This window comes from Legionella israelensis, assembly GCF_004571175.1.
In the GTDB taxonomy this organism is placed as follows: Bacteria; Pseudomonadota; Gammaproteobacteria; order Legionellales; family Legionellaceae; genus Legionella_D; species Legionella_D israelensis.
Genome location: NZ_CP038273.1, coordinates 1,361,375 through 1,383,034 on the forward strand (window position 1 = coordinate 1,361,375; position 21,660 = coordinate 1,383,034).

Below are 21,660 nucleotides of genomic sequence, written 5' to 3' on the forward strand. Positions count from 1 at the left end.
AAAACGGTTATCTGTGGATCCTTATGGCCCAACATCCCCGACTCATTATTGGTATCAGCGGTTCTTCCGGCATCATTTACGGCATACGTTTGTTAGAAGTGCTGCAAACTCTATCCATTGAGACACATTTAGTGGTCTCTAAAGCTGGGCAGCTGACCCGCGCTTATGAATCCGAGCTTTCAGCCTCTGAGCTTAAGGCACTGGCTGACGTCTATCATCCCTGCAATGATATTTCTGCCAGCATTGCCAGCGGTTCATTTAAAACTTTAGGAATGATCATTGCCCCTTGCTCAATGAAAACCTTAGGTGAAATCGCCCATGGCATCAGTTCAAATCTGTTAAGCCGTGCAGCCGATGTCGTTTTGAAAGAGCGACGTCGGCTAGTGCTTTTACCACGTGAATGCCCACTGAATCTGATTCACCTGCAAAACATGACCACCGTCACGCAAATGGGCGGTATCATTTGCCCGCCGGTTCCTGCCTTTTATCACCGGCCAAAAACCATTGAGGATATTGTAAATGATACCGTAGGACGGGTTCTTGATTTGTTTGAGATTGACAATGATCTGATAAAACGCTGGGGGGAGTAATCACTCATGTTAATCAATAAATCGATCCAGTATCTCTTCGAGACTGTCCAGGCTGTCATAATGGATGATCAAATTTCCTTTTTCCGATTGTGTTGGTTTTAATTTAATTTTAGCCTGCAAATGCTCGGCCAATCGTTGGACACGCTCTTTGAAAACAGGTTGAATATCCGGTTTATTCTTAGACTCCTTTTTACCTTCTTTAACTCGCTTGACTAAATGCTCAGTCTCTCTCACCGACAACTGTTTGGCGATAATGATTTGCGCCACCTGATGCTGCTGTTCCTCATCAAGAGTCAGCATGGCTCTGGCATGTCCCATATCAAGATCACCGTGTTCAAGCAAACGTTTAACTTCTGTGGATAAGCTCAACAAACGTAAAAAATTGCTAACAGCAGCCCTTGATTTACTCAGTAAATCAGCAATTTGCTGATGGCTCAGAGCAAATTCAGAGACCAGTCGCTGCATGGCACGAGCCTGATCAATGGCATTTAGGTCTTCCCTTTGCAAATTTTCCACCAAGGCCATGGCCATGGCTGTCTCATCATCCACCTGCCGTAAAATCACCGGCACTTCCGTTAATCCAGCCAGTTTAGCCGCACGCCAGCGACGTTCACCAGCAATGATTTCATAGCAACCGTTACTGATTTCCCGAACCAGTAAGGGTTGCAATACGCCTTGTTGTTTAATGGAGGCAGCCAGTTCCTGCAACGGTGTTTCTTCAATTTCAGCCCGTGGCTGATATTTTCCAGGCTGCAGACAGCTCACATCTAATCTTAAAGAGCTTTCTGCAGGATTTTGAGGCGACATCATCGCATGGGATTGTCCCAGTAAAGCTGAAAGATTCCGACCCAAGCTGCTGCGTTTAACCGTCATAACCACCTCAAAATTAGCCTGCTACCGTTTGTTTGTTAAGGATTTCAGATGCCAATACCATGTAGGCTGCTGCACCAGGGGAATTCTTATCATATTGGAGGGCCGGCATGCCATGACTGGGTGCCTCGGCGAGCCTGACATTCCGGGGCACGACTGTGCGGTAAACCCGATGATTAAAATAATCCAACAGCTGTCTTGAAACCTCTGCACACAGGCGATTACGTGCATCATACATGGTACGCAACACGCCTTCTATATGTAAGCGCGGATTGACAGAGGCTTTTACCTGGTCAATGGTAGACATCAAAGCAGCCAGTCCTTCAAGGGCGTAATACTCGCACTGCATTGGAATCAATACTGAATCCGCGGCCACAAGAGCATTGATGGTTAAGGTGTTTAAGGCAGGCGGACAATCAATTAAAACAAAATGATAGGCTGATTTTACAGGCTGTAAAGCTTTAAAAAGAAAGGTTTCTCGATGGTTGCGCTCCATCAGACTGACTTCAGCCACGGTCAAATCACCGTTAGCAGGAAGCAAATCAAAACCACAAGCGGTGGTTAAACAGGCTTGTTCGGCAAGACAATCTCTGAGCAATACGTCATTCATGCTATGGACCAGCTGATTTTTATCCACGCCACAGCCCATGGTGGCATTTCCCTGAGGATCCAGGTCAACCAATAGCACCTGCTGGCGATTGGCAGCGATGGATGCCGCCAGATTAATGGCTGTTGTGGTTTTACCTACACCGCCTTTTTGGTTTGCAATGGCTATGACTTTCGCCATAATACATATTTCCTTAGTTTGGTTATCAATAACTCATGAGTCAATAAGAACACAGCAACGTTCAGCCTCAATGCCTTCCACCGTGTAACAACGTACCGTATAAGAATAGGCCAACTGTCTTAATTCATTTTCCGGATAACGACCTTTCATAGCAAGCCAGATTCCCTGCTTCGCTAATAAATGGCGAGTCCAGCGGATCATTTGTTCAAGACTGCTGAATGCCCGGCTTATTACTGTATCAAAACCTTGAGCAGGGCGGTAGTTCTCGGCACGATTTTGCTCAATTTGAACATTCGTTAAGGATAGTTGACGCTTGACTTCCTGAAGAAAACGAATTTTTTTGCCATTACTGTCCAACAACACAAATTGACGGTCAGGATGGGTAACAGCAAGCGGAATGCCTGGTAAACCGGCCCCTGTACCGACATCAATGAGACGTTTCCCTTTAAGCCAGGGAGAAATGGCAAGACTGTCCATGATGTGTCTGTCCAGCATTGTTTCTATCTCACGAACAGCAGTTAAATTATAAGCCTGGTTCCATTTGTTCAGCAAATATAAATAAAGAATGAGTTTATCGCTGTACTGCTCAAAACCGAATGGCTTTAATCGCTTATTCAGTTTCAGCATTAAATCCGTCTCGTTCATGCGCTTAAATTTCGCTTTTTCAAATGAACCAAAAGCAGGGACAATGCCGCCGGTGTCACACCAGAAATACGGCCTGCCTGAGCCAGTGATACAGGTTTAATCTGATTCAGCTTCTGCACCACCTCCGCGGATAAACCTATGACTTCAGCGTAATCAAGTGAGGCTGGCAAGCGCAGGTTTTCATGCTTGCGCAATCGTTCTATTTCCATCTGTTGTCGTTCAATATAACCGGCATACTTGGTCTGAATGTTAACTTGCTCTGCCACTTCTTTAGAGAGCTCGGGCAACTCCAAATCTTTTAAAGCCAATAAATGCTGGTAATGAATTTCCGGGCGTTTCAGAAATTCCGCCGCACGGCAGTCATGCTGCAGCGGTTTTTCAAGTATATCTTGCAGGAAAGCATTATGGTTGACTCTTACATGAGTACTGTCAAGTTGTTTTTTAGCCTGCTCAATGGCTTCTCGTTTCGCACAAAAACGCTGCCATCGCTCCTCATTGACCATGTGCAGTTGTCGTCCTTTTTCCGTCAACCGCAAATCAGCATTATCTTCTCGCAACAAAAGACGATATTCAGCTCTTGAGGTAAACATTCGATAAGGCTCTTGCGTTCCGCAGGTAATTAAGTCATCGATGAGAACACCGATATAGGCTTCATCACGTCTTGGGCACCAAAGTTCCTGTTCTTGCACCCACAGGGCAGCATTCATTCCGGCAATCAAGCCCTGAGCTGCAGCCTCCTCATAGCCGGTAGTGCCATTGATTTGACCGGCAAAAAAAAGATTGGCGATCACTTTGGTTTGCAGAAAAGAAGTCAGTCCGCGCGGGTCAAAATAATCATATTCAATGGCATAGCCTGGTCGTGTGATATGAGCCTGTTCAAACCCTTTAATGGTTCTTACAAACTGAACCTGAACTTCAAAAGGCAGGCTGGTGGAGATACCATTGGGATAAAGTTCCTGACTAGTCAATCCCTCCGGCTCAACAAAAATCTGATGAGATAACTTATCGGCAAAACGAACCACTTTATCTTCAATGGAAGGACAGTAACGGGGTCCCACGCCTTCGATGTTCCCTGAATACATGGCTGACAGATGAAGGTTATTCTGAATGATCTCATGGGTTGCTTCCGTCGTGGAAGTGATATGGCAGGGTACCTGCTTTGGATGATCACTGACCTCCCCAAGAAAAGAAAACACGGGAACAGGAGTATCGCCAGGTTGTATCGTCATCTGGCTGAAATCCACCGTTTTTCCATCAATGCGCGGTGGTGTCCCCGTTTTTAGCCGCCCTACGGGTAATTGCATTTCACGCAATCGCTGGGCCAAGGCAATGGCCGGAGGATCACCTGCACGCCCACCGGCTGACTGGACTTTTCCGATATGAATCTTACCGCCAAGAAAGGTTCCCACGGTCAGGACCACCGAACGAGCGTATAGCTTCAGCCCCATCTGGGTAACCACACCAATGACTTGCTCCTTCTCTATCAGCAAATCATCTACGGCTTGCTGAAATAAAGTGAGATTTGGCTGGCTTTGCAAGGCTTCTCTTATCGCCTGACGATACAAAACACGATCCGCCTGAGCACGGGTTGCTCTTACGGCGGGTCCTTTAGAAGCATTTAAAATACGGAATTGTATTCCGGCCTTATCGGCTGCTTTGGCCATGATGCCATCGAGCGCATCAATTTCTTTTACCAAATGCCCCTTGCCAATGCCACCAATGGCCGGATTACAGGACATCTGGCCGAGCATGTCCATGTTATGGGTCAGTAAAAGGGTATGAGCTCCCATACGGGCAGCCGCAAGCGCTGCCTCGGTTCCGGCATGGCCTCCACCTACAACGATAACGTCATATCTTTTGTCAAGATTCATAGCGTGTATTTATTGCGCAATAAATCGTGCAATTATACACTTTTTTACCGGGAGATATCCAGATGAAAGCGATATTCAACTTTTTGCGTGTTACATCAGCATTTCAGGTTACCTCTATTGTGATGCTGCGACACGAGATCCTATGCCAGATTAAGTCAAAACCAATTCACGTTAATTTCAGTGTATACTCTTATATATTGCTCCGCTTTCAAGGCTGATGGTATCAGCAGCAAGAAGTGCATCATCATAAAACCGAACTAAACGGCTTTTATTGCCTTGCAACGTTTTCCGCCCCTTGGTTTGATCAATTCCATCATGATCCGCCTTAGTTACGTTTTTTTGAAACTCAATTTCCTGGCGTAAATGTTCGTACCGCTTCTGATAACTCATACCTTCACTCTCATTAAATCGCTCAATAATTTCTTTTACCGCATCAAGCGATTCAAAGCGGGATTTATGAGCCGTCCTGAAAAAGCGGGCACACCGACCAGCATAAGCAGACTGGCTAATTGCATTTACCTTATTGACCAGTATTTCGTATTTACGCTTATAAACTTCCTCATTTTCCTCAGGTGATGAATGAGATTGAATCTGATCTTCAGTCGTCTCCGGTAGCTTACCTTCTAAAAACTCACGTATTTCTTTCTTTTTTTCATCAGAAGGTAAATAACTAGAGAGAGTTACAGGCTGTCGAGTCATTGGATCTGTATTATGACTTCTAAGCCAAGTTTCAATTGATTTTTTATCGTAATAAATAATATTTCCGGCTTTGGTTTTAAAACCCACAGGATCTTTCATGATTTGCAAGGAGATTGGACAAAGGTAATTTTGTTCATCTTCCTCATTTAACTCAACCACGCTGCTTAAAGCACCGTCTATTAGTTCTGCTGCTATAGGCCTATTAATTGACATTAATTGAAGTTGTTCCAACATGTCATCTAGAATCCCATTTAAGCCTCGGCTACTATATGCTTCAATAGCGTTTTGTCTATCTTTAACATCGTTCAAATCAAATACTTGTTTGTTTTTTAAAGTAGAATCCAGCAGATAAGTATGTTTGCCTGTTTGATAAATAACCCAAGTATGAGCACTGCCATTATAAGCTGTTCCTTTATAATGTCTGACCTTCCCTTCAGGAAGAATTCCGTCCCGAACAAGACGGCCTAAAAGAACAGCATTTGCAAAAGAGTGATGACGACATTTACCTCGGCCGGATTGAATGAATTTTTCCAGGGGAACGAGAGGTGTCACTTCTCCCTTGCTACTTTTCAGAACAGCTTCAGGATGCTCTTTTTTCCATTGTTCCGTTAAAGATTTTACATCATCAGAAAAAAAGCACTGACTTAGTTGGCTCTGAATTTTTTGCAGCTTTTTCTCAGTGCTGGGGTTTTTTCTCTTAAAATCTGACGATATAACTTATCCAATTTGCTATTCTGATCGAACAATGCATCGGAAGGGTCATAATATACCGCTTCACGAGAAGTAAGCCCTGATCCATCCGTATCAATTAACGTGACTGCTTTTCCACTAAGCCCGGAAAATTCAAAAGTTTCATCAAATATCTGCAGGTTATTTCCTGAGTCAAGTGTGATTTTACCGCTGTCTTCATTAAAAGTTGCTCCAACGAGTTCTTGCTGAATGGCCTTTTTTTGTTTCCTGGCACGCTTTCCGCATAAAGCAGACAACTCTACTTGAATTTTCTTTTCATTAATATCAGCAATCTTACACGGATTCATCTCCTGTAGTGCTTTTTGTGTGTCAGAGTTTGCCTTTACAGCAGAATCTGAAGTTAAAGTTGTATATGTTTGACAGTATTGTTGATAAAGACGATTTAATTGTCTTTCATCTCTTACATTAGGAATCCTATTCATTAAATCTAATAAGGTGTGGGAGTTTCTACCCAGGCTTGGATTAAAGGCATGTTTAACTTCTCCTGCGAACTAGCTGCAAATGGTTGATTTGATATTTTACACAATATGATAATATAATAATCTTAATATTTCATTAATTATGTGTTCGATTTTCAATCATTTTTATGATTGGTTTTACACTGGACTTTAGCCATATTTCAAGTAAAGGAAAGCAATAGATAAAGCCATAGAAGCGCATCGTTATATTTATCAAAGTCGCTTTAAATCGATGACTTGAGAAAATAGAATGGCAAGAGTCGCGCTACCTCATGAAAGATTTTGGGACATCCAAGTCACCAAAATCGACTCGCCAACGCGCGAAGTGTTTGGGCCGCGAGCGTCCTGTTTACGGCACGTTTGCTCTGAACGAGCAAAGCGTACGCCTTCACCAATGACTTAACGGCTGCAGAAAGATTTTTTTAACATCCCTTCGGGCTGTTTAAAAAAATCGCAGCCTATCGCGGACTACGCGCCTCGGCTTTCAGCCTTCCATGGCGCGCAGCGCACGAATTACCGCGGCATCGACCGCGGTATCTATGCGAAGCTCCCGTATGGACCCCGCTATCAAGTAGCGGGGATTCGAGCCCTAAAAAATGGCTAAAGTCGAGTTACAAAAAAACAGTTTTATTAGGCATCAAGCAAAATCATAACGGTGTATTTGAAAATTTGCTTATTTTTTCTTCAGCTTTTTTAAATATTTCTTCAGCAGCTTTGTGAGCATCAGTTTTTAAACCAAAATGACCAAGCATCCTTGTTGCTCTGCCCTGAGGCTTATCGATGATTTTCATTTCAGGAGATTTAAAAAAATTTGACTTAATTTCTTCCAACTCTTCTTCCGTTTTTACATCCTCTAAAGCGTCTTTAAGCTCTTTAAGAATCGTTCTTTTTAGAGCATCTCCTCTTATTCCCCGATATTCTTGTTTATATTCTTGGGATTTAAAATCCTCTGCACTGACTTCATGAAAAGTATGCTTTCTATCCTCTTTATTTCCAGATCGATATTCTGTAACGTTTTCACTTGAATTGCTTAAGTGCATCTCATAGACAACGCTTTTTGGCAATGAGATACTTCCGCTTTTATATAAACTAAGAAGAGCTTTAGGATTGTCTGATAAGGATTTCCCTTCATTTTTTTCATACCAATGCTGCAGCACTTTTTTCCAATCTCCTTTTTGGGAAAAATTATATACATATATCCATTGATCTCTACCGGAAATCCTAAATTTGGCATTCTCTCTATAATTATCTAAACCCCTGTCAAGATCGATGAGCCTTATGCCTTCTACTGTTTTGAGCATATTTTGAGGACTCCAATGAAAACGAGTACCCTTAATACTGGCTAAATCGGGATGCATATAACCTAATTCATTAAGCTTCTTAAGCGCCAGAATAAATTCATCAGACATCAATTCCAACTTGTTGTCGTCGAAATTGTTTGAAGTCTCTTTGACACTCGGCATGTTAAAAAATACGTTATTTTTATCTTTAATATTCCATAATCCCAAAATGAAGTATTCTTCAATATTATTTTCTTTAAGAAGAAATTTTTGCTCTAAAATAGCAATGTTCGTTTTTTTCTCATGCCCTCTAGACATTTTATCTTCCAACTCTTTAAACACTTTATCTTCTGTTTTTTCATATACAGTGCCAAATGCACCTTGATCCAGATATTTTGGAGGGTCTTTAGGCCCACCTTTGTGGCTATGCCACATATGAACAAAATCAACGGGTTGGGAAGTGTTTTCATCATAGCGAACCGCATAAACGTTTTTGTTATAACGATAAATTTTAAATTGTTCGTTTTCTACATCCAGGTAATGTTCAGTTATATCTGCTCCACTAAGAATGTCAGAAATTAAAGGCATATGATTTAATATTCAAGAGCACATATTTAAATTGTACGTTATTGTGCATATTTTGACCAATATGATTTTATTTTTTAATCATTGGATGCAATAATTTTTTATAAAAGACATACTAGTTTTTTGGTGCTCAACCAGGAAAAGACTTACTATTGATTAAAACTTTGGACTTGGATTTTTATTTCAGTGATGCAACAGGTTGCATCTGGCTTGAACTTAATGGCCAAGCCAGTGTATCGAAAAAAGTCGAATATCAAGATAAATGACAGGCTGCGCTATGTCAGAGGCGCTGTTGAAACCTAATGGGCTAGAACCACATCCTCGTTGATTTCAGGTTTTCCTTTAGTCTCCTTAGCCTCATTCCCTTTCTTCTTACTGAAAAGTCCTGACAATAATGATGTTTTAGAAGGAACTTCAGGCTTTAAAGTCTCCAGGCTTGGGGCGTTATTAAAGCGTTTATACTCTTCTTTATTAAATTCACTTTTTTCAGCTTCTTTGGGTTTTGCAAGTTTATCGATGATGACTTTCGATAACAAACCGACCACCAGAGCGGCGCCCATAACTGCAAGGCCAACTCCCAAAGGCATAAAAACCGTTGCAGCAAAAACAACCACTGGGATCATGGCATCAATAAGCACTGAGCGTACCATGCAAATGGCTTGATAACGGCAGACTTTCTTTTGATACTCCGTCTCAGCCATTAAGTCTTTCATCTCTAAATAAAGCCGCTTTTTTATATTCTCATCTTCTTCCGTTTCGTACTGTGCTAAAAGCAAACGCAACTCTTCTTTAGCTTCATTTTTGGCGTGATTGGCCTTGGCCACTTCCACCCCAGCGCTGATAGCACTGTAAATCACCGTTAAGGCAAAACAAGCCACCGTGCCGACAATCGCCATGGTCATTAATACAGGTGCGGCAAAGGGCAAAAAGGGCGCGCTTAATACAGCAAAACTGACCATCAGCGCCAAAGCATAGGATATATCGTTAATCAATGAAATCTGTTTATACTTCCAGTCGCTTTTGCACCTGGCAATGGCTTTATCCATCTGCCGGATTTGAATATTGATTCTATTGATTTCTTCTTGTTCCTCTAACAGGCTTAACTTATCCATTAGTGCCTGTCTGTTCGCTTCCAGAGCAGTCAACTCTTTTTTAAACTGGGCCTTGGACTCCTTATATCGCCAAATGCTAAGACCTAAATCCATAGCTAATAACAGGATGGTCAAAGCATCACCGGCATGACCTTTAACACCGGGCCCCACTAACCAGAAATAACAGACCAGATTGGCCGTCGCCCAGATGGAATCGTTCAGCAGCGCAAATTTACGTTGCTGCCATTGCATACTTAACCGTTTTGTCCATGGAGTGCTTTTCTCTTCCTCACTCATCCATGGGCCTCTTATAGTATGCTTCAGCAACAAGCCTAAATTGATAAAAAAGCGGGCATAATACAAAATCCAGCCTAAAGCTCCAATATAGGGGCTTGGAGCCGACGTCTCCTGCTTGGCTTGATGGTTGTTAAAAAACTCATCAGGAAGACTGTCAAGAACCGTCTTTAACAGGCCACCGCCCCATACCCAGTAAAGCCGTCTTTCGTTGATATCACCCATCCATTCCTTGATGACCTTGGTTTTACCCGTGGAAAATTGATGGATTTTTTCAACAAACCAGCGGGCAAAAGGAATGCCGCAGTATTTAACTGGTTCTTCTTGCAGGTATTCTACAGGGATACTATCAGTATCATAAAGCTCAGACTGCAAAGCCTTGAGCAATCGAAGACAATGACGTTGCTGCTGTTTAATCTCTTTTAATTGTTCCTTTTTCCCAAACGATAAATCATGCTGATATTTGGCAACAAGCAATAAATAAGCATGATGAAGATCCTGAAAGAGCTGATATAGCTCATCATTGCTCATGTATTTAAACATGGCTGGGTTGCATTTTTGCAAGATATTGAGGTAATACTCTAAAGAGCTTAATAAGGAAATTCGCAGCTTCTCAACCTCTTCCTCTTCAGCCCTTTGTTTTTTGTATTTGATGTGTTTTTGGAAGAATTCATTTTCATGCTGAGGACGATACTGGCGCATCTCTTCATCACTCAGAATAAAATCTGGAATAATGACTTGTGTTTGCGCATTCATGGTATCACCTCTTTTAGAGTATTCTTGGTGATGAAATCTTTAATTATTTACATCAAACCATTCACAAAAAAATTAAATGTACTTTTTTATAACATATCATTTATTTGCAGGACAAGTTGCTTAACAAAGAATTTACAAAATTGAAAGATAATTTGTCATTTAGTTTGTGATAGTTACAAAAACTGACTTACAAACTGAATTGGCTTGTAATTTATGAAGACACACATTCTGACTGCAGGAATTGGCGTTGATAAATATCATCGAAACGAACAATGTCATCTTCTCCCAGATAACTGCCGCTCTGCACTTCGATGACATAAAGCGGTTCTTTGCCGGGATTGCTCAAACGATGGCGGGTACGCTGAGGGATGTAGGTGGACTGATTTACCGATAGACGGCTTGTTTGCTGGTCATTGACTATTTCTGCCTCACCGCCAATGACCACCCAATGTTCGGCACGGTGCTGATGCATTTGTAAGGATAAACGTGCTCCAGGCTTAACCATCAAGCGTTTCACTTTGAAATCCTCACCTTCAGCAAGGATCTCATAATATCCCCATGGACGAAATACGCGCTGATGATCATGAACCAATGGATGTTGCTCTTTTCCAAGCTGACTGACGATATCTTTGACCTGCTGGGCATATTGTTTATCGGCAACAAGAACCGCATCGCCTGTGGCAATAATGATTTGATCTTTGATTCCTAAAGTCGTTACTAAAGTCCCCTCACTGCTGATGAGGCAATTGTGGGTGTTTCTTGCCATGACATTGCCTTGCAGGGAATTGCCTTCCGCATCCTGTTCCCTGGACTCTGCAACAGAACGCCAACAACCCAGATCACTCCATGCCATTGTCACTGGGACAACGACCGCTTTTTGTGTTTTTTCCATCACCAGGTAATCGATCGAATTTGCTTCGCACTGTGAAAATGCATCTAAATCAAGCCGCAGATAGTCATGGTACTGGCAGCCTTTAGAACAGGCAAGAGAACTTTGTTGAAGTATCTCACTGGCATATTTTCCAATTTCATCAAGAAAAACGTCAGCGCGACACATAAACATGCCACTGTTCCAATAATAACTGCCTTGAGCAATAAAATGAGCTGCAAGTTCAGCATCTGGTTTTTCTCTGAAAGAGAGCACCTGCTGGATTTTTTCATTACATGCCTGGCCGGCTTCAATATAACCATAACCTGTTTTTGCTGAATCCGGACGAATGCCAAAAGTCACGAGCACTTGGTTTTCTATGGCAAATTGAGCTGCTGTCAACATTGCTTCACGCCACGCCTCATCATCACCTATCCAGTGATCAGAGGGCAACACCAGCATCAAAGCATGAGGAGCTATTTTTTCCCGAAGATAGTTAGCGGCACTTGCAATAGCGGGGCCTGTATTGCGAGGACAAGGTTCAAGCAAATAAAACTCATCCAGCTGATAATCCTGTAATTGCTCCTGACAAAGAAAATAATGCGCTTCATTGCTGACAATCAAAGGAGAGGCTGCATTTAATGATAAAACACGCTGTACGGTTTGTTGCAATAATGACTGTTCTCCATGCAACCGAAGAAACTGCTTTGGATAATTTTTACGGGAAAGCGGCCATAAACGTGTGCCAGAGCCGCCTGCAAGTATGACAGGATGTATATTTTTTGATATCATTATGTTCCGTACTGACCGTAATCTGGCAACATTCTAGCAAGAATTTAACCAATACTACAATGTTCATTGCCTGTTCGTAAGTAATAGTGAAGGTGCAGGCTGCTCATTTCAAACAACATCAAAACATTTTTGTGGCTTGTCTGTCATTTATGGCAAATTAAACTGTTTTGAAATGTGCAATCTCTACCTTTAATTACCTGAGCCTCAGAATATTTTGGAGCACTCATGAAAAAAAAGGCCATTGTCTTGTTATCTGGAGGATTGGATTCCAGTACTTGCCTTGCTATTGCCAGGAATCAGGGTTATCAATGCATCGCTTTAAGTTTTGCCTACGGACAGCGGCATGCCGTTGAATTAATGGCAGCAAAGCGTATTGCTCAATCTTTGGGTGCACATGAGCACCGTGTCGTTCATCTTGACCTTGGTCAATTTGGCGCTTCTGCACTTACTGATAACAGCCTTGATGTCCCTTCTTATCAGGGAAACACAGAAATTCCGGTCACTTATGTACCGGCAAGAAATACGGTTTTTCTAAGTATTGCGCTGGGACTTGCCGAAGCGCTTTGTGCGCGAGATATTTTCATTGGTGTCAGTTCCATTGACTATTCCCACTATCCAGACTGTCGTCCTGAATTTATCAAAGCTTTTGAACAATTAAGCAATCTGGCAACGAAAGCGGGCGTTGAAGGCGATTCTTTTCGAATTCACGCTCCTCTGCAATATATGTCAAAGGCCGAAACCATTCTTAGCGGAACAAAGCTGGGGGTAGATTATGCTTTGACCATTTCCTGCTATCAGGCCAATTCTGAAGGTGCTGCGTGTGGGCAATGTGATAGCTGCACGTTCAGAAAACAAGGTTTCCTGCAGGCAGGTGTTCCGGATCCTACGGTTTATTTGAACATTTGATTTTTGTTAGGTGGCTGTATTTTCTCGTAAATGCTTAAGAGGGATATTTGCTCCCTCTTGCTTAACATCGTTGATTATAACCAATAAACAAAAACGAATAAAAACAACCACACTACATCGACAAAGTGCCAGTACCAGGCCACCCCTTCAAATGCAAAATGACGTTCCGGTGTAAAATGTCCCTTTACACAGCGAATCAAAATTACGATGAGCATGATGGTTCCTATGGTCACGTGCAGACCATGAAAGCCCGTCAGCATAAAAAAGGTTGTGCCATAAATACCGGCATCCAACGTTAAGCCCATTTCAGTATAAGCTTCATGATATTCATAACCTTGCAGAATAAGGAAAAGTACACCTAAAGCTATCGTGCAGGACATACCGATAATTAATTGTTTTTGCTTATTGAGTTTCAATGCCCAGTGAGCCCAAGTGATGGTTGCCCCGGAAGTCAGAAGGATCAAGGTGTTTATGGCAGCAAGTCCCCAGGCTCCCATTGCTTCTTTCGCCCCCACAAAGGTTTGATTATCAGGATTGGTCAGCAGAGGCCAGGTCGCCTTAAAATCTGCCCAGAGCGTATAATGAGTAATGGGATGCACTTCGCCACCCAACAAAGGGACAGACCAGAAACGGGCAAAAAAGAGAGCGCCGAAAAAGGCCGCAAAAAAACAGACTTCTGAAAAAATAAACCAGCACATTGCCCAGCGAAAAGAGCGGTCCACCTGCAAATCATAAAGTCCTTTCTGGTTTTCATAAATCACCTGACCAAACCAGCCAAACATCATGATCATTAAAATAACCAATCCTAAAATAAAAATATAAGGCCCATACCAGTCGGCATGTAGCCAGGAGGCTGCACCAACTAGTGTGGTTGTTAATCCAATCGACCCGACCAGAGGCCAATGACTGGGTTTAGGCACATAATAAGTTCCATGAGCTCCCATTGTATTCTGTTCTCCTATACGACAGTTAGAGATGAATTGATTTGTCAAAATCCTATTTAGCGACACAGAAGGTACTGGTTTATTGTGTCGCCCTTATCTTATTTATACTCTGCCCGTTACATCAAATAAAGTGTAAGACAAGGTAACGGTTTTTACATATTTAGGCAATTCTGGATCCAGATGAAAAAGCAAAGGCATATCCATTGCTTCATGTCCGTTCAACGTTTGCTGAGTAAAACAAAAACATTCGGTTTTTTTTAAGTATTTTGCAGCAATTCCCGGAGTAACGCTTGGAATAGCCTGTACGGTCATAGGATAGTTGGTTTTGTTTTCCGCATAAAATGCAAGCCTGGCAATGTCTCCAGGGTGCACTTTCAATTTTCTGGTTTTCGGATAAAACGCCCAGGGTACACTACTGTTGTTTGTAGCGACAAATTCAACCGTCACCATCCTGGTTTTATCAATTTTTATTTTTTGAACATCATAGGCAACAGCCTGCGCATTGGTTCTGCCGTTGATTCCCAAACTCTTACACAAACTGTTATAGATAGGAACCAGGGCAAAACCAAAAGCAAACATGCCGATAACCACGCAGAGCAATTTAACAATAAGCCGCGTGTGACTTTTTCCAGCCATAGACATCTACCGGAATTAATGTATTTCTGGTGGCGTGGTAAAACTATGGTATGGAGGTGGCGAAGAAAGCGTCCACTCCAGACCATGCGCACCTTCCCATACGCGGTTATCCACTTTTTTACCTCGACGCACCGTCACAATAACATTATATAAAAAGAGCAATTGTGAAAAACCAAAAATAAAGGCGCCAATTGTAGTGATGACATTAAAATTGGTAAATTGCAAAGCATAATCAGGAATTCTTCTCGGCATGCCTGCCAATCCTAAAAAATGCATGGGGAAAAAAGTCAGGTTCACGGAAATTACTGACAGCCAGAAATGCCATTTGCCTAAGCGTTCGTTATACATATGTCCCGTCCATTTAGGCAGCCAGTAGTAGGCACCGGCAAAGAGAGAAAAAATGGCGCCGGGAACAAGAACATAATGGAAATGAGCAACCACAAAATAGGTGTCCTGATATTGATAATCTGCTGGTACCAAAGCAAGCATCAGGCCAGTAAAACCACCTATGGTGAATAAAAACACAAAGGCAAGAGCAAAAAGCATGGGAGTTTCAAAAGTCATTGAACCTTTGAACATAGTGCTTACCCAGTTAAACACCTTAATGCCCGTTGGCACGGCAATCAACATCGTGGTATACATGAAAAAGAGCTCAGCGCTAAGCGGTATGCCTGAGGTAAACATATGATGTGACCAGACAATAAACGACAACAAGGCAATACTCACGGTCGCATAAACCATAAAGTGGTAGCCAAACAGAGGTTTTCTGGAAAAAGTCGGTATAATCTCGGAAATGACCCCAAAAGCAGGAAGAATAAGAACATAGACTTCGGGATGACCAAAAAACCAGAAAACATGCTGAAACAGGATAGGATCACCGCCACCTGCAGCATCAAAAAAGCTGGTACCAAAATGCCGATCAGCCAGCATCATGGTTACAGCGCCTGCCAGAACGGGCATAATGGCAATCAACAAAAAGGCTGTGATGAGCCAGGTCCAGACAAACAGCGGCATTTTCATTAAAGTCATGCCTGGCGCGCGCATGTTTAAAATGGTGGCAATAATATTAATAGAGCCCATAATTGAGGATAAGCCCATCATATGAACAGCAAAGATCATAAAATCCGTGCTGGGAGGAGCATATTTGGTTGATAGAGGCGCATACATCGTCCAACCAAAGTTTGGCCCACCGCCGGAATGAAACAGAGTGGAAAACAAAAGGCTGAAAGCAAAAGGCAAAATCCAGAAACTCCAGTTGTTTAATCGCGGCAAAGCCATATCAGGAGCCCCGATCATCATTGGAATCTGCCAGTTCGCCATGCCGGTAAATGCGGGCATAACGACACCGAACAGCATGACAAGACCATGCATGGTGGTCATTTGGTTAAAAAAGTTAGGATCCACAAAGCGATGGCCCGGTTGAAACAGTTCCGCTCGAATAACCAGGGCCATTGCACCCGCCACAAAAAAACTCATCAGTGCAAGCCACAGATATAAAGTGCCTATGTCCTTATGGTTAGTGGTAAACAACCAGCGCTTGGCAAATCCAATTAGCCCTTTACCTTGTTCCGGACCATGTTCTTCATGTTCTGCATCATGGGTTAACACCTGACTCATCGAAAACCTCCAGCTTGAGCTTTTGTCACCATTTTAGGTTTTTTCATTTCTCCCTGACGCACGTTTTTAACATCGGCAGGTTGAACCAGATCATCGGTATTATTTTCCCAGGCATTTCGCTCATAGGTCACAATCGCAGCAATTTCTTCATCTGACAACTGGTCTTTATAGGCCTGCATGGCTGTGCCAGGAATACCATTTAAAATAATATCAATATGGCGGGAAATAGGCTTACCGACAGCCACGGAACTTCCTTTCAATGCAGGGAACATAGGAGGTATTCCGGTTCCGTCAGCCTTATGACAAGCCACACAGATCATTTCATATTGTTTTTTACCTAAAATCATCAATTCTTCACGAGACATTTGTTTAGGAGCTTCAGTGTCTGCTTCCTCCGCAGCATATTTGTCCTTGACTTTCGGTTGTTTTTTTACCCAGCTGTCAAAGTCTTCCTCTGTAACGGCCTGCACCACGATGGGCATAAAAGCATGATTAATTCCACAAAGTTCCGCGCATTGGCCACGATAAATGCCGGGCGTTTCGATGTTAGCCCAGGCTTCGTGCATAAAACCAGGAATGGCGTCTCGCTTTACGCCCAGTTCGGGAACCCACCACGAATGGACAACGTCATTGGATGTGACCAGAAAACGAATTTTTTTATGAATAGGAACAACCAGGGGCTTATCCACTTCCAATAAGTACCATTGACCTTTCCTTTCCTGGTTTTCAATCTGATCATAAGGGGTTGACAAATTACTGAAATAGCTGATTCCCTGATCAAGATATTGGTATTGCCACTTCCACTGATAACCCACGATCTTGACCGTAACATCCGATTCTTCGGAATCTTCCATGCGCATCAATACTTTAGTGGCAGGAATAGCCAGACCTATCAGTATCAGGAAAGGAATGATGGTCCAGACAACTTCAAGACGCGTATTGTCATGAAAGGAGGCGGGCTGATAACCTTTTGATTTGCGGTGATGTATCAGTGAATAGATCATCACGCCAAAAACCACAATTCCGATAATGCCACATATAACAATGGCAATCATATGTAAATCATACATATCATGGCTTATCGGAGTGACGCCTTTATACATATTCAATTGCCAGTTGTCTGCAGCAGCAAATGTCATTTGAGCGGTTATTATCCCGATAAATGCAGCAAGCAGGCGGCTTGCTTTTAAGCTGTTTAACATCCCCGTTCTCACCTCTTCAAAATTATACCTTCACAGGTGGCAGTATATTTCTTTCGCTATATGTCAAACCGTAACCCGTGCAAGGTACACATTAAAAAAACATCTCATAGATTCATTTACTTTCGTTTTGCATAAATAGCCTATTTATTACCATAAAGTGTAATTACCTTTGGTCTTGGATTGGCTAATAATATATTTGATCGCTTCTATCACTTCATCCGTGGTACAGTGGCTGCAGCCTGCATTCTTTGGGTGCTGCCCGCCTTTGAGTGTATTTTCAATCAAAACATCCATGTTTTGTTCAATAAGAGGCTTCCAGACTTTCTGATCCCCAATTTTTGGAGCCCCGAGTTTCCCTTCATCATGACAAACGCTGCAATTTTCCTGATATATTGCCTTGCCATCTGATGGATATTTCGCCGGACCACCAGAAATCAAATCACTCCACTGGGAACGAGACAAAGACTTATTCAGAATGTATTGGATCGCGGCTATAATATCATTATCCGAGCAGGTTACGCAGGCTCCCTTAACGGGCATCTGGTTATAGCCATGGATAGCATGACGATACAAAGCGGTCAACCCACTGCTTTTTAATCGCATGTACCAATTAGCGCCATCACCAATGCGTGGGGCACCCAACTCACCTTTCTGATGACAGATGATACAAGCGTTCACATACACCTGCCTTCCACGTTTTAAAGTAGGCTGTGCTTCCGAAGGAGGAACGCCCAAAGGCTCTTCACTCACCACTGTTTTCAAGTACGTGGCAATGGCCAGGCGATCCTGTTCAGTCAGATAACTGAGACTGTTATGATTCACTTCGGCCATCGGTCCCGCGACAGGGCCAGCTCTATTAATAAGCTCTCCCTTAATAAATACATCCGCCACCTCATAGCGACTGGCGGACTCCAAACCATAATTAGTAATGTTTGGTGCCCAATATCCGTCAACAAAGCCGCCGGTTAAATAAAAGCGTTCCTTTGGAGCTCCGAAAATATTTAACGGGGTATGGCACATACTGCAATGACCAAGCCCATCTACAAGATAACGTCCACGATTCCATAGGGGTGATTTGTCAGGCTGATATTTAAATTCATCTTTGTCAGGAAAGAAAAACAGTAAATTCCATCCCCAGAGAGAAAAGCGGGCGCCAGGCACACCAAAGGGAAAAGGCAAAGGTTTATTTTTCTGATTCACGGCTGGAATGCTCATGAAGTAGGCATACAAGGCACGGGCATCATCGTCGGTAATTTTAGAAAAATAAACATAAGGGAAAACCGGAAAATAGTTGCGCCCTTTTGGATCTCTGCCTTCTTTTAAAGCACGAATAAAATCTTTTTCACTCCACTTGCCAATACCTGTTTCTTTATCTGGCGTAATGTTCGGACTATAGAACGTTCCAAAAGGTGTATTGATCGGCAAGCCACCGGCAAAAGCTGGGGTTCCTCCCTTAACATCGGTATGACACGCAATACAATCACCGGCCTTTGCAAGATATTCACCACGCTTGATTAATTCTTTTTCAGTGCCAGTCGCTTCTTTCGTGGGAGGATATTGAGGATAATAGCCTTGAATGAGAGGTTCGACTTTCTTTTTACCGAGCATGGTTTCCACAGCATATATGGTCTTGCTACTCATCAAAAGCATAAATAGAAAACAGAAAACAATTGGCTTGTTTTTTGACAAAGGGACCACATTCTCTCCTCTGAAAAAAATTTTTTGCGTCAAAAAATAATTTAGGCATTTTATACCTCAGAGCAGAGAAGTTGCAATCTAAAATACAAGGATTTCAATCTACCTCTGACACATATGAAAATAATTTTTACCAAGTGCACAAATAAAAAACTTAAGACAACTGCGATGATCTGTCTTTATGAATCAGGATTCAAGTTTCAAAACTTGAAAGCACAGCCTGAAGCGCCATTGAACAGTACCGTGTTTTTTAGACACAAAAGAATACATCCTGTTTATTTATTGCAAAAATAATGATATTATTTTCAAATTTTAATCATTGATCCTGAATCTTAAGATGATCGTCTATTTAAATGGTCTTATCCTTGGGCTATCACTTATCATGGCTCTCGGACCACAAAATATTTTTCTCATCCGCCAGGGAGCACGGCAAAACCATGCTGTCTTATCTGTGTTGATTTGTTTCTGTTGCGACGCCATTTTAGCCACGGCAAGTATTATTGGACTACACCAGCTCATTGAACTCCATCCTTTACTAAAAAACTGGATGACATGGTTAGGCGCCGGCTTTCTTGCCTTATATGGAGTAAGCGCACTAAAAAATGCCTTATTGCAAACAACATCGTCTGAAGAAAAAAGGCTCTGTTCCCACAGCCGATGGCAAATTATTTTACTTGCAATAGGTTTTAGTTTACTCAACCCTCAAGCCATTATCGATACCTTAATCATTATCGGCAGTGGCAGTAGTCAATTTCCTCATCACGAAATGGCTTTTTTACTGGGAGTATTAACAGCAAGCTTTCTCTGGTTTTCATCCCTTACACTGACTACACGTTATTATTCGACCATCCTCTCTCAAACCATGATTTGGCAAAAAATTGAATTTGTCAGCGGCTTGTTAATGATTGGCATGGGAATCAAACTGGTATTACCCTGACCACAGATTGCTCCCATCAGCGGCGCTCTAGTACTTATCCGTACCTGTTGGTCTATTGGTGGTGTGCATGAAAGTATCAGTGTTGATGCCAGCACCATTTTCAATGTCAGTACCTGTTTTTTTATTGGTTGTATGCATAAAAGTATCGGTATTGATGTGTGAACCATTTTCAATATCTGTGCCAGTTTTTTTATTGGTTGTGTGCATAAAGGTGTCCGCATTAAGATGTGAACCACCGTTCTGGATATCGGTACCTGTTTTTTTATGAGAATGTAAAAAATTGTCGGTGTTTAAGCTGGCTAAATTTGTCCACTTGTTTAAATGGATATCTGAATTTATTCCTGACGCATAGAGGGAATGAATAACTGCAACGCCAATAAAGGTTGCTATTAATCGTTTCATGACATCTTCCAGTACAAAATAGGTTTTTAAGAAAAGTATAGCTTAGCGGTAAGAAAATAAGTGAATATTGCTCAATATCAGTGAAATTAAAATAAGAATATAGAAAGGGCCAATCGGTGTGTCGCCAATTGACCCAGTGGATTGACACATAGCAAGTCCAACCTCGCAGTTGTAATATCTCATAAGAAAGAAGTCATTGTCAACTTATTTAACATCTTCTCCGGACAAACGTAGCTAATTTCTGTTCTTTATGCACAATATCCATACGATCTCATATCAAGCGTTGTGTTAAATTCCTCGCATAAAGCGCGCAATGAAGGCATATTGATTTTATATTGATCTATTAGCGTTTACCCTGACATCCTTCTTACTGCAAAATTCCGCTCGCTACAAACCACTCCATGTTGTTTCAAAGATACAAAAAAGAGAAAGCTGCATAACATGAGTTGTTAGAAAGAAGCTCATGTTGTACCATTATCATCAGTTTAAAATCCAGGCCCTTCTCATGTTTTACGGAAACCATGTTCAGGATACACGTCAACTTTTTTTTACGTGCTGGCAAAAATACAAAAAAAAGCTGCCTTTGCTTCCTTTGGAAACACAAATCATAAATGTCATCATTGACCACCCCGAATATCATGCACTTCTTGATAATCAATCCTCTAATCTGAATAAATCCTATCTACCGGAAATGGGGGAAACCAATCCTTTTTTGCATATGGGGCTTCACATGGCTGTTCGAGAACAGATAGCAACGGACAGGCCTCAGGGAATAAAAAACATATATCAACTTCTAATTAACAAAGGAAATGAGCCAATAAATGTTGAACATCTCATGATGGAACGTCTCGCAGAATGTTTATGGGCGGCACAAAAAGATAACCGCATCCCCGATGAATCCTCTTATTTAAATCAACTGAAAAAATTATGTAGGTCTGTTTAGGTTCCCTGTTCATCAGCCTAATCAGTTGTTTTAATTATAAAT

Annotated in this window: 19 protein-coding genes; 4 read left to right on the forward strand and 15 right to left on the reverse strand. The window is 42.1% G+C overall.

The features are described from left to right. Window positions 1–23: 23 nt before the first annotated feature. Entirely contained in the window at window positions 24–590 is a 567-nt protein-coding gene (locus E4T55_RS06010; protein WP_058501315.1) for a UbiX family flavin prenyltransferase, read from the forward strand. Window positions 591–599: 9 nt separating this feature from the next. On the opposite strand, the gene E4T55_RS06015 is transcribed toward E4T55_RS06010, so the two are convergent. From E4T55_RS06015 to E4T55_RS06055, 9 genes are all read right to left on the reverse strand, one after another. Next, window positions 600–1,463 carry a ParB/RepB/Spo0J family partition protein gene (locus tag E4T55_RS06015; RefSeq protein ID WP_058501316.1) on the reverse strand — a complete coding sequence of 288 codons (864 nt, stop codon included), beginning with the start codon at window positions 1,461–1,463 and terminating at the stop codon, window positions 600–602. 13 nt (window positions 1,464–1,476) lie between these two features. Further along, window positions 1,477–2,247 carry a ParA family protein gene (locus E4T55_RS06020; RefSeq protein ID WP_058501317.1) on the reverse strand — a complete coding sequence of 257 codons (771 nt, stop codon included), beginning with the start codon at window positions 2,245–2,247 and terminating at the stop codon, window positions 1,477–1,479. Window positions 2,248–2,280: 33 nt separating this feature from the next. After that, window positions 2,281–2,892, reverse strand: coding sequence for a 16S rRNA (guanine(527)-N(7))-methyltransferase RsmG (gene rsmG, locus E4T55_RS06025; protein WP_058501318.1), 612 nt, complete (start codon window positions 2,890–2,892; stop codon window positions 2,281–2,283). After that, window positions 2,889–4,763: a tRNA uridine-5-carboxymethylaminomethyl(34) synthesis enzyme MnmG gene (gene mnmG / locus E4T55_RS06030; RefSeq protein WP_058501319.1), complete on the reverse strand. Its 1,875-nt coding sequence runs from the start codon at window positions 4,761–4,763 to the stop codon at window positions 2,889–2,891. Before mnmG ends, rsmG begins: the two co-directional genes overlap by 4 nt. Before the next feature lie 177 nt (window positions 4,764–4,940). Further along, entirely contained in the window at window positions 4,941–6,014 is a 1,074-nt protein-coding gene (locus E4T55_RS06035; RefSeq protein ID WP_058501320.1) for a U-box domain-containing protein, read from the reverse strand. A 92-nt stretch (window positions 6,015–6,106) separates the two neighbouring features. Continuing rightward, window positions 6,107–6,634, reverse strand: coding sequence for a hypothetical protein (locus tag E4T55_RS06040; RefSeq protein WP_058501321.1), 528 nt, complete (start codon window positions 6,632–6,634; stop codon window positions 6,107–6,109). 683 nt (window positions 6,635–7,317) lie between these two features. After that, a complete protein-coding gene (locus tag E4T55_RS06045; RefSeq protein ID WP_058500998.1) occupies window positions 7,318–8,538 on the reverse strand; it encodes a hypothetical protein in 1,221 nt (406 codons plus the stop codon). Window positions 8,539–8,834: 296 nt separating this feature from the next. After that, window positions 8,835–10,676, reverse strand: a complete 1,842-nt coding sequence (locus E4T55_RS06050) for a hypothetical protein (RefSeq protein WP_058500997.1) — start codon at window positions 10,674–10,676, stop codon at window positions 8,835–8,837. Window positions 10,677–10,887: 211 nt separating this feature from the next. Beyond that, a complete protein-coding gene (locus E4T55_RS06055) occupies window positions 10,888–12,333 on the reverse strand; it encodes a mannose-1-phosphate guanylyltransferase/mannose-6-phosphate isomerase (RefSeq protein ID WP_058501004.1) in 1,446 nt (481 codons plus the stop codon). Between the two features lie 228 nt (window positions 12,334–12,561). On the opposite strand from E4T55_RS06055, the gene queC reads away from it, so the two are divergent. Further along, window positions 12,562–13,242 (forward strand): 7-cyano-7-deazaguanine synthase QueC, encoded by a 681-nt coding sequence (queC, locus tag E4T55_RS06060; RefSeq protein ID WP_058500996.1) that lies wholly within the window; start codon window positions 12,562–12,564, stop codon window positions 13,240–13,242. 74 nt (window positions 13,243–13,316) lie between these two features. Here the strand turns inward: queC and E4T55_RS06065 are convergent, their stop codons facing one another. The 5 genes from E4T55_RS06065 to E4T55_RS06085 all read right to left on the reverse strand — a co-directional run bounded on the left by E4T55_RS06065 (window position 13,317) and on the right by E4T55_RS06085 (window position 19,249). Further along, window positions 13,317–14,186 (reverse strand): cytochrome c oxidase subunit 3, encoded by an 870-nt coding sequence (locus tag E4T55_RS06065; protein ID WP_058500995.1) that lies wholly within the window; start codon window positions 14,184–14,186, stop codon window positions 13,317–13,319. A 102-nt stretch (window positions 14,187–14,288) separates the two neighbouring features. Continuing rightward, window positions 14,289–14,822 carry a cytochrome c oxidase assembly protein gene (locus E4T55_RS06070; RefSeq protein WP_115325374.1) on the reverse strand — a complete coding sequence of 178 codons (534 nt, stop codon included), beginning with the start codon at window positions 14,820–14,822 and terminating at the stop codon, window positions 14,289–14,291. 15 nt (window positions 14,823–14,837) lie between these two features. Continuing rightward, window positions 14,838–16,439, reverse strand: coding sequence for a cytochrome c oxidase subunit I (gene ctaD, locus E4T55_RS06075; RefSeq protein WP_058500993.1), 1,602 nt, complete (start codon window positions 16,437–16,439; stop codon window positions 14,838–14,840). Next, window positions 16,436–17,641, reverse strand: a complete 1,206-nt coding sequence (gene coxB, locus E4T55_RS06080; protein ID WP_058500992.1) for a cytochrome c oxidase subunit II — start codon at window positions 17,639–17,641, stop codon at window positions 16,436–16,438. Before coxB ends, ctaD begins: the two co-directional genes overlap by 4 nt. Before the next feature lie 147 nt (window positions 17,642–17,788). Then, window positions 17,789–19,249 carry a c-type cytochrome gene (locus tag E4T55_RS06085; RefSeq protein WP_394367483.1) on the reverse strand — a complete coding sequence of 487 codons (1,461 nt, stop codon included), beginning with the start codon at window positions 19,247–19,249 and terminating at the stop codon, window positions 17,789–17,791. Between the two features lie 424 nt (window positions 19,250–19,673). On the opposite strand from E4T55_RS06085, the gene E4T55_RS06090 reads away from it, so the two are divergent. Continuing rightward, the gene (locus tag E4T55_RS06090; protein ID WP_058500991.1) at window positions 19,674–20,273 is read left to right on the forward strand and encodes a LysE/ArgO family amino acid transporter; all 600 of its coding nucleotides are present in this window, start codon (window positions 19,674–19,676) and stop codon (window positions 20,271–20,273) included. Between the two features lie 27 nt (window positions 20,274–20,300). Here the strand turns inward: E4T55_RS06090 and E4T55_RS06095 are convergent, their stop codons facing one another. Continuing rightward, window positions 20,301–20,675, reverse strand: coding sequence for a hypothetical protein (locus E4T55_RS06095; RefSeq protein WP_058500990.1), 375 nt, complete (start codon window positions 20,673–20,675; stop codon window positions 20,301–20,303). A gap of 505 nt (window positions 20,676–21,180) precedes the next feature. Here E4T55_RS06095 and E4T55_RS06100 point away from each other — a divergent pair. Continuing rightward, on the forward strand, window positions 21,181–21,618 hold the full coding sequence (locus E4T55_RS06100) for a DUF1841 family protein (protein WP_058501002.1): 438 nt from the start codon (window positions 21,181–21,183) through the stop codon (window positions 21,616–21,618). Window positions 21,619–21,660: the final 42 nt, after the last annotated feature.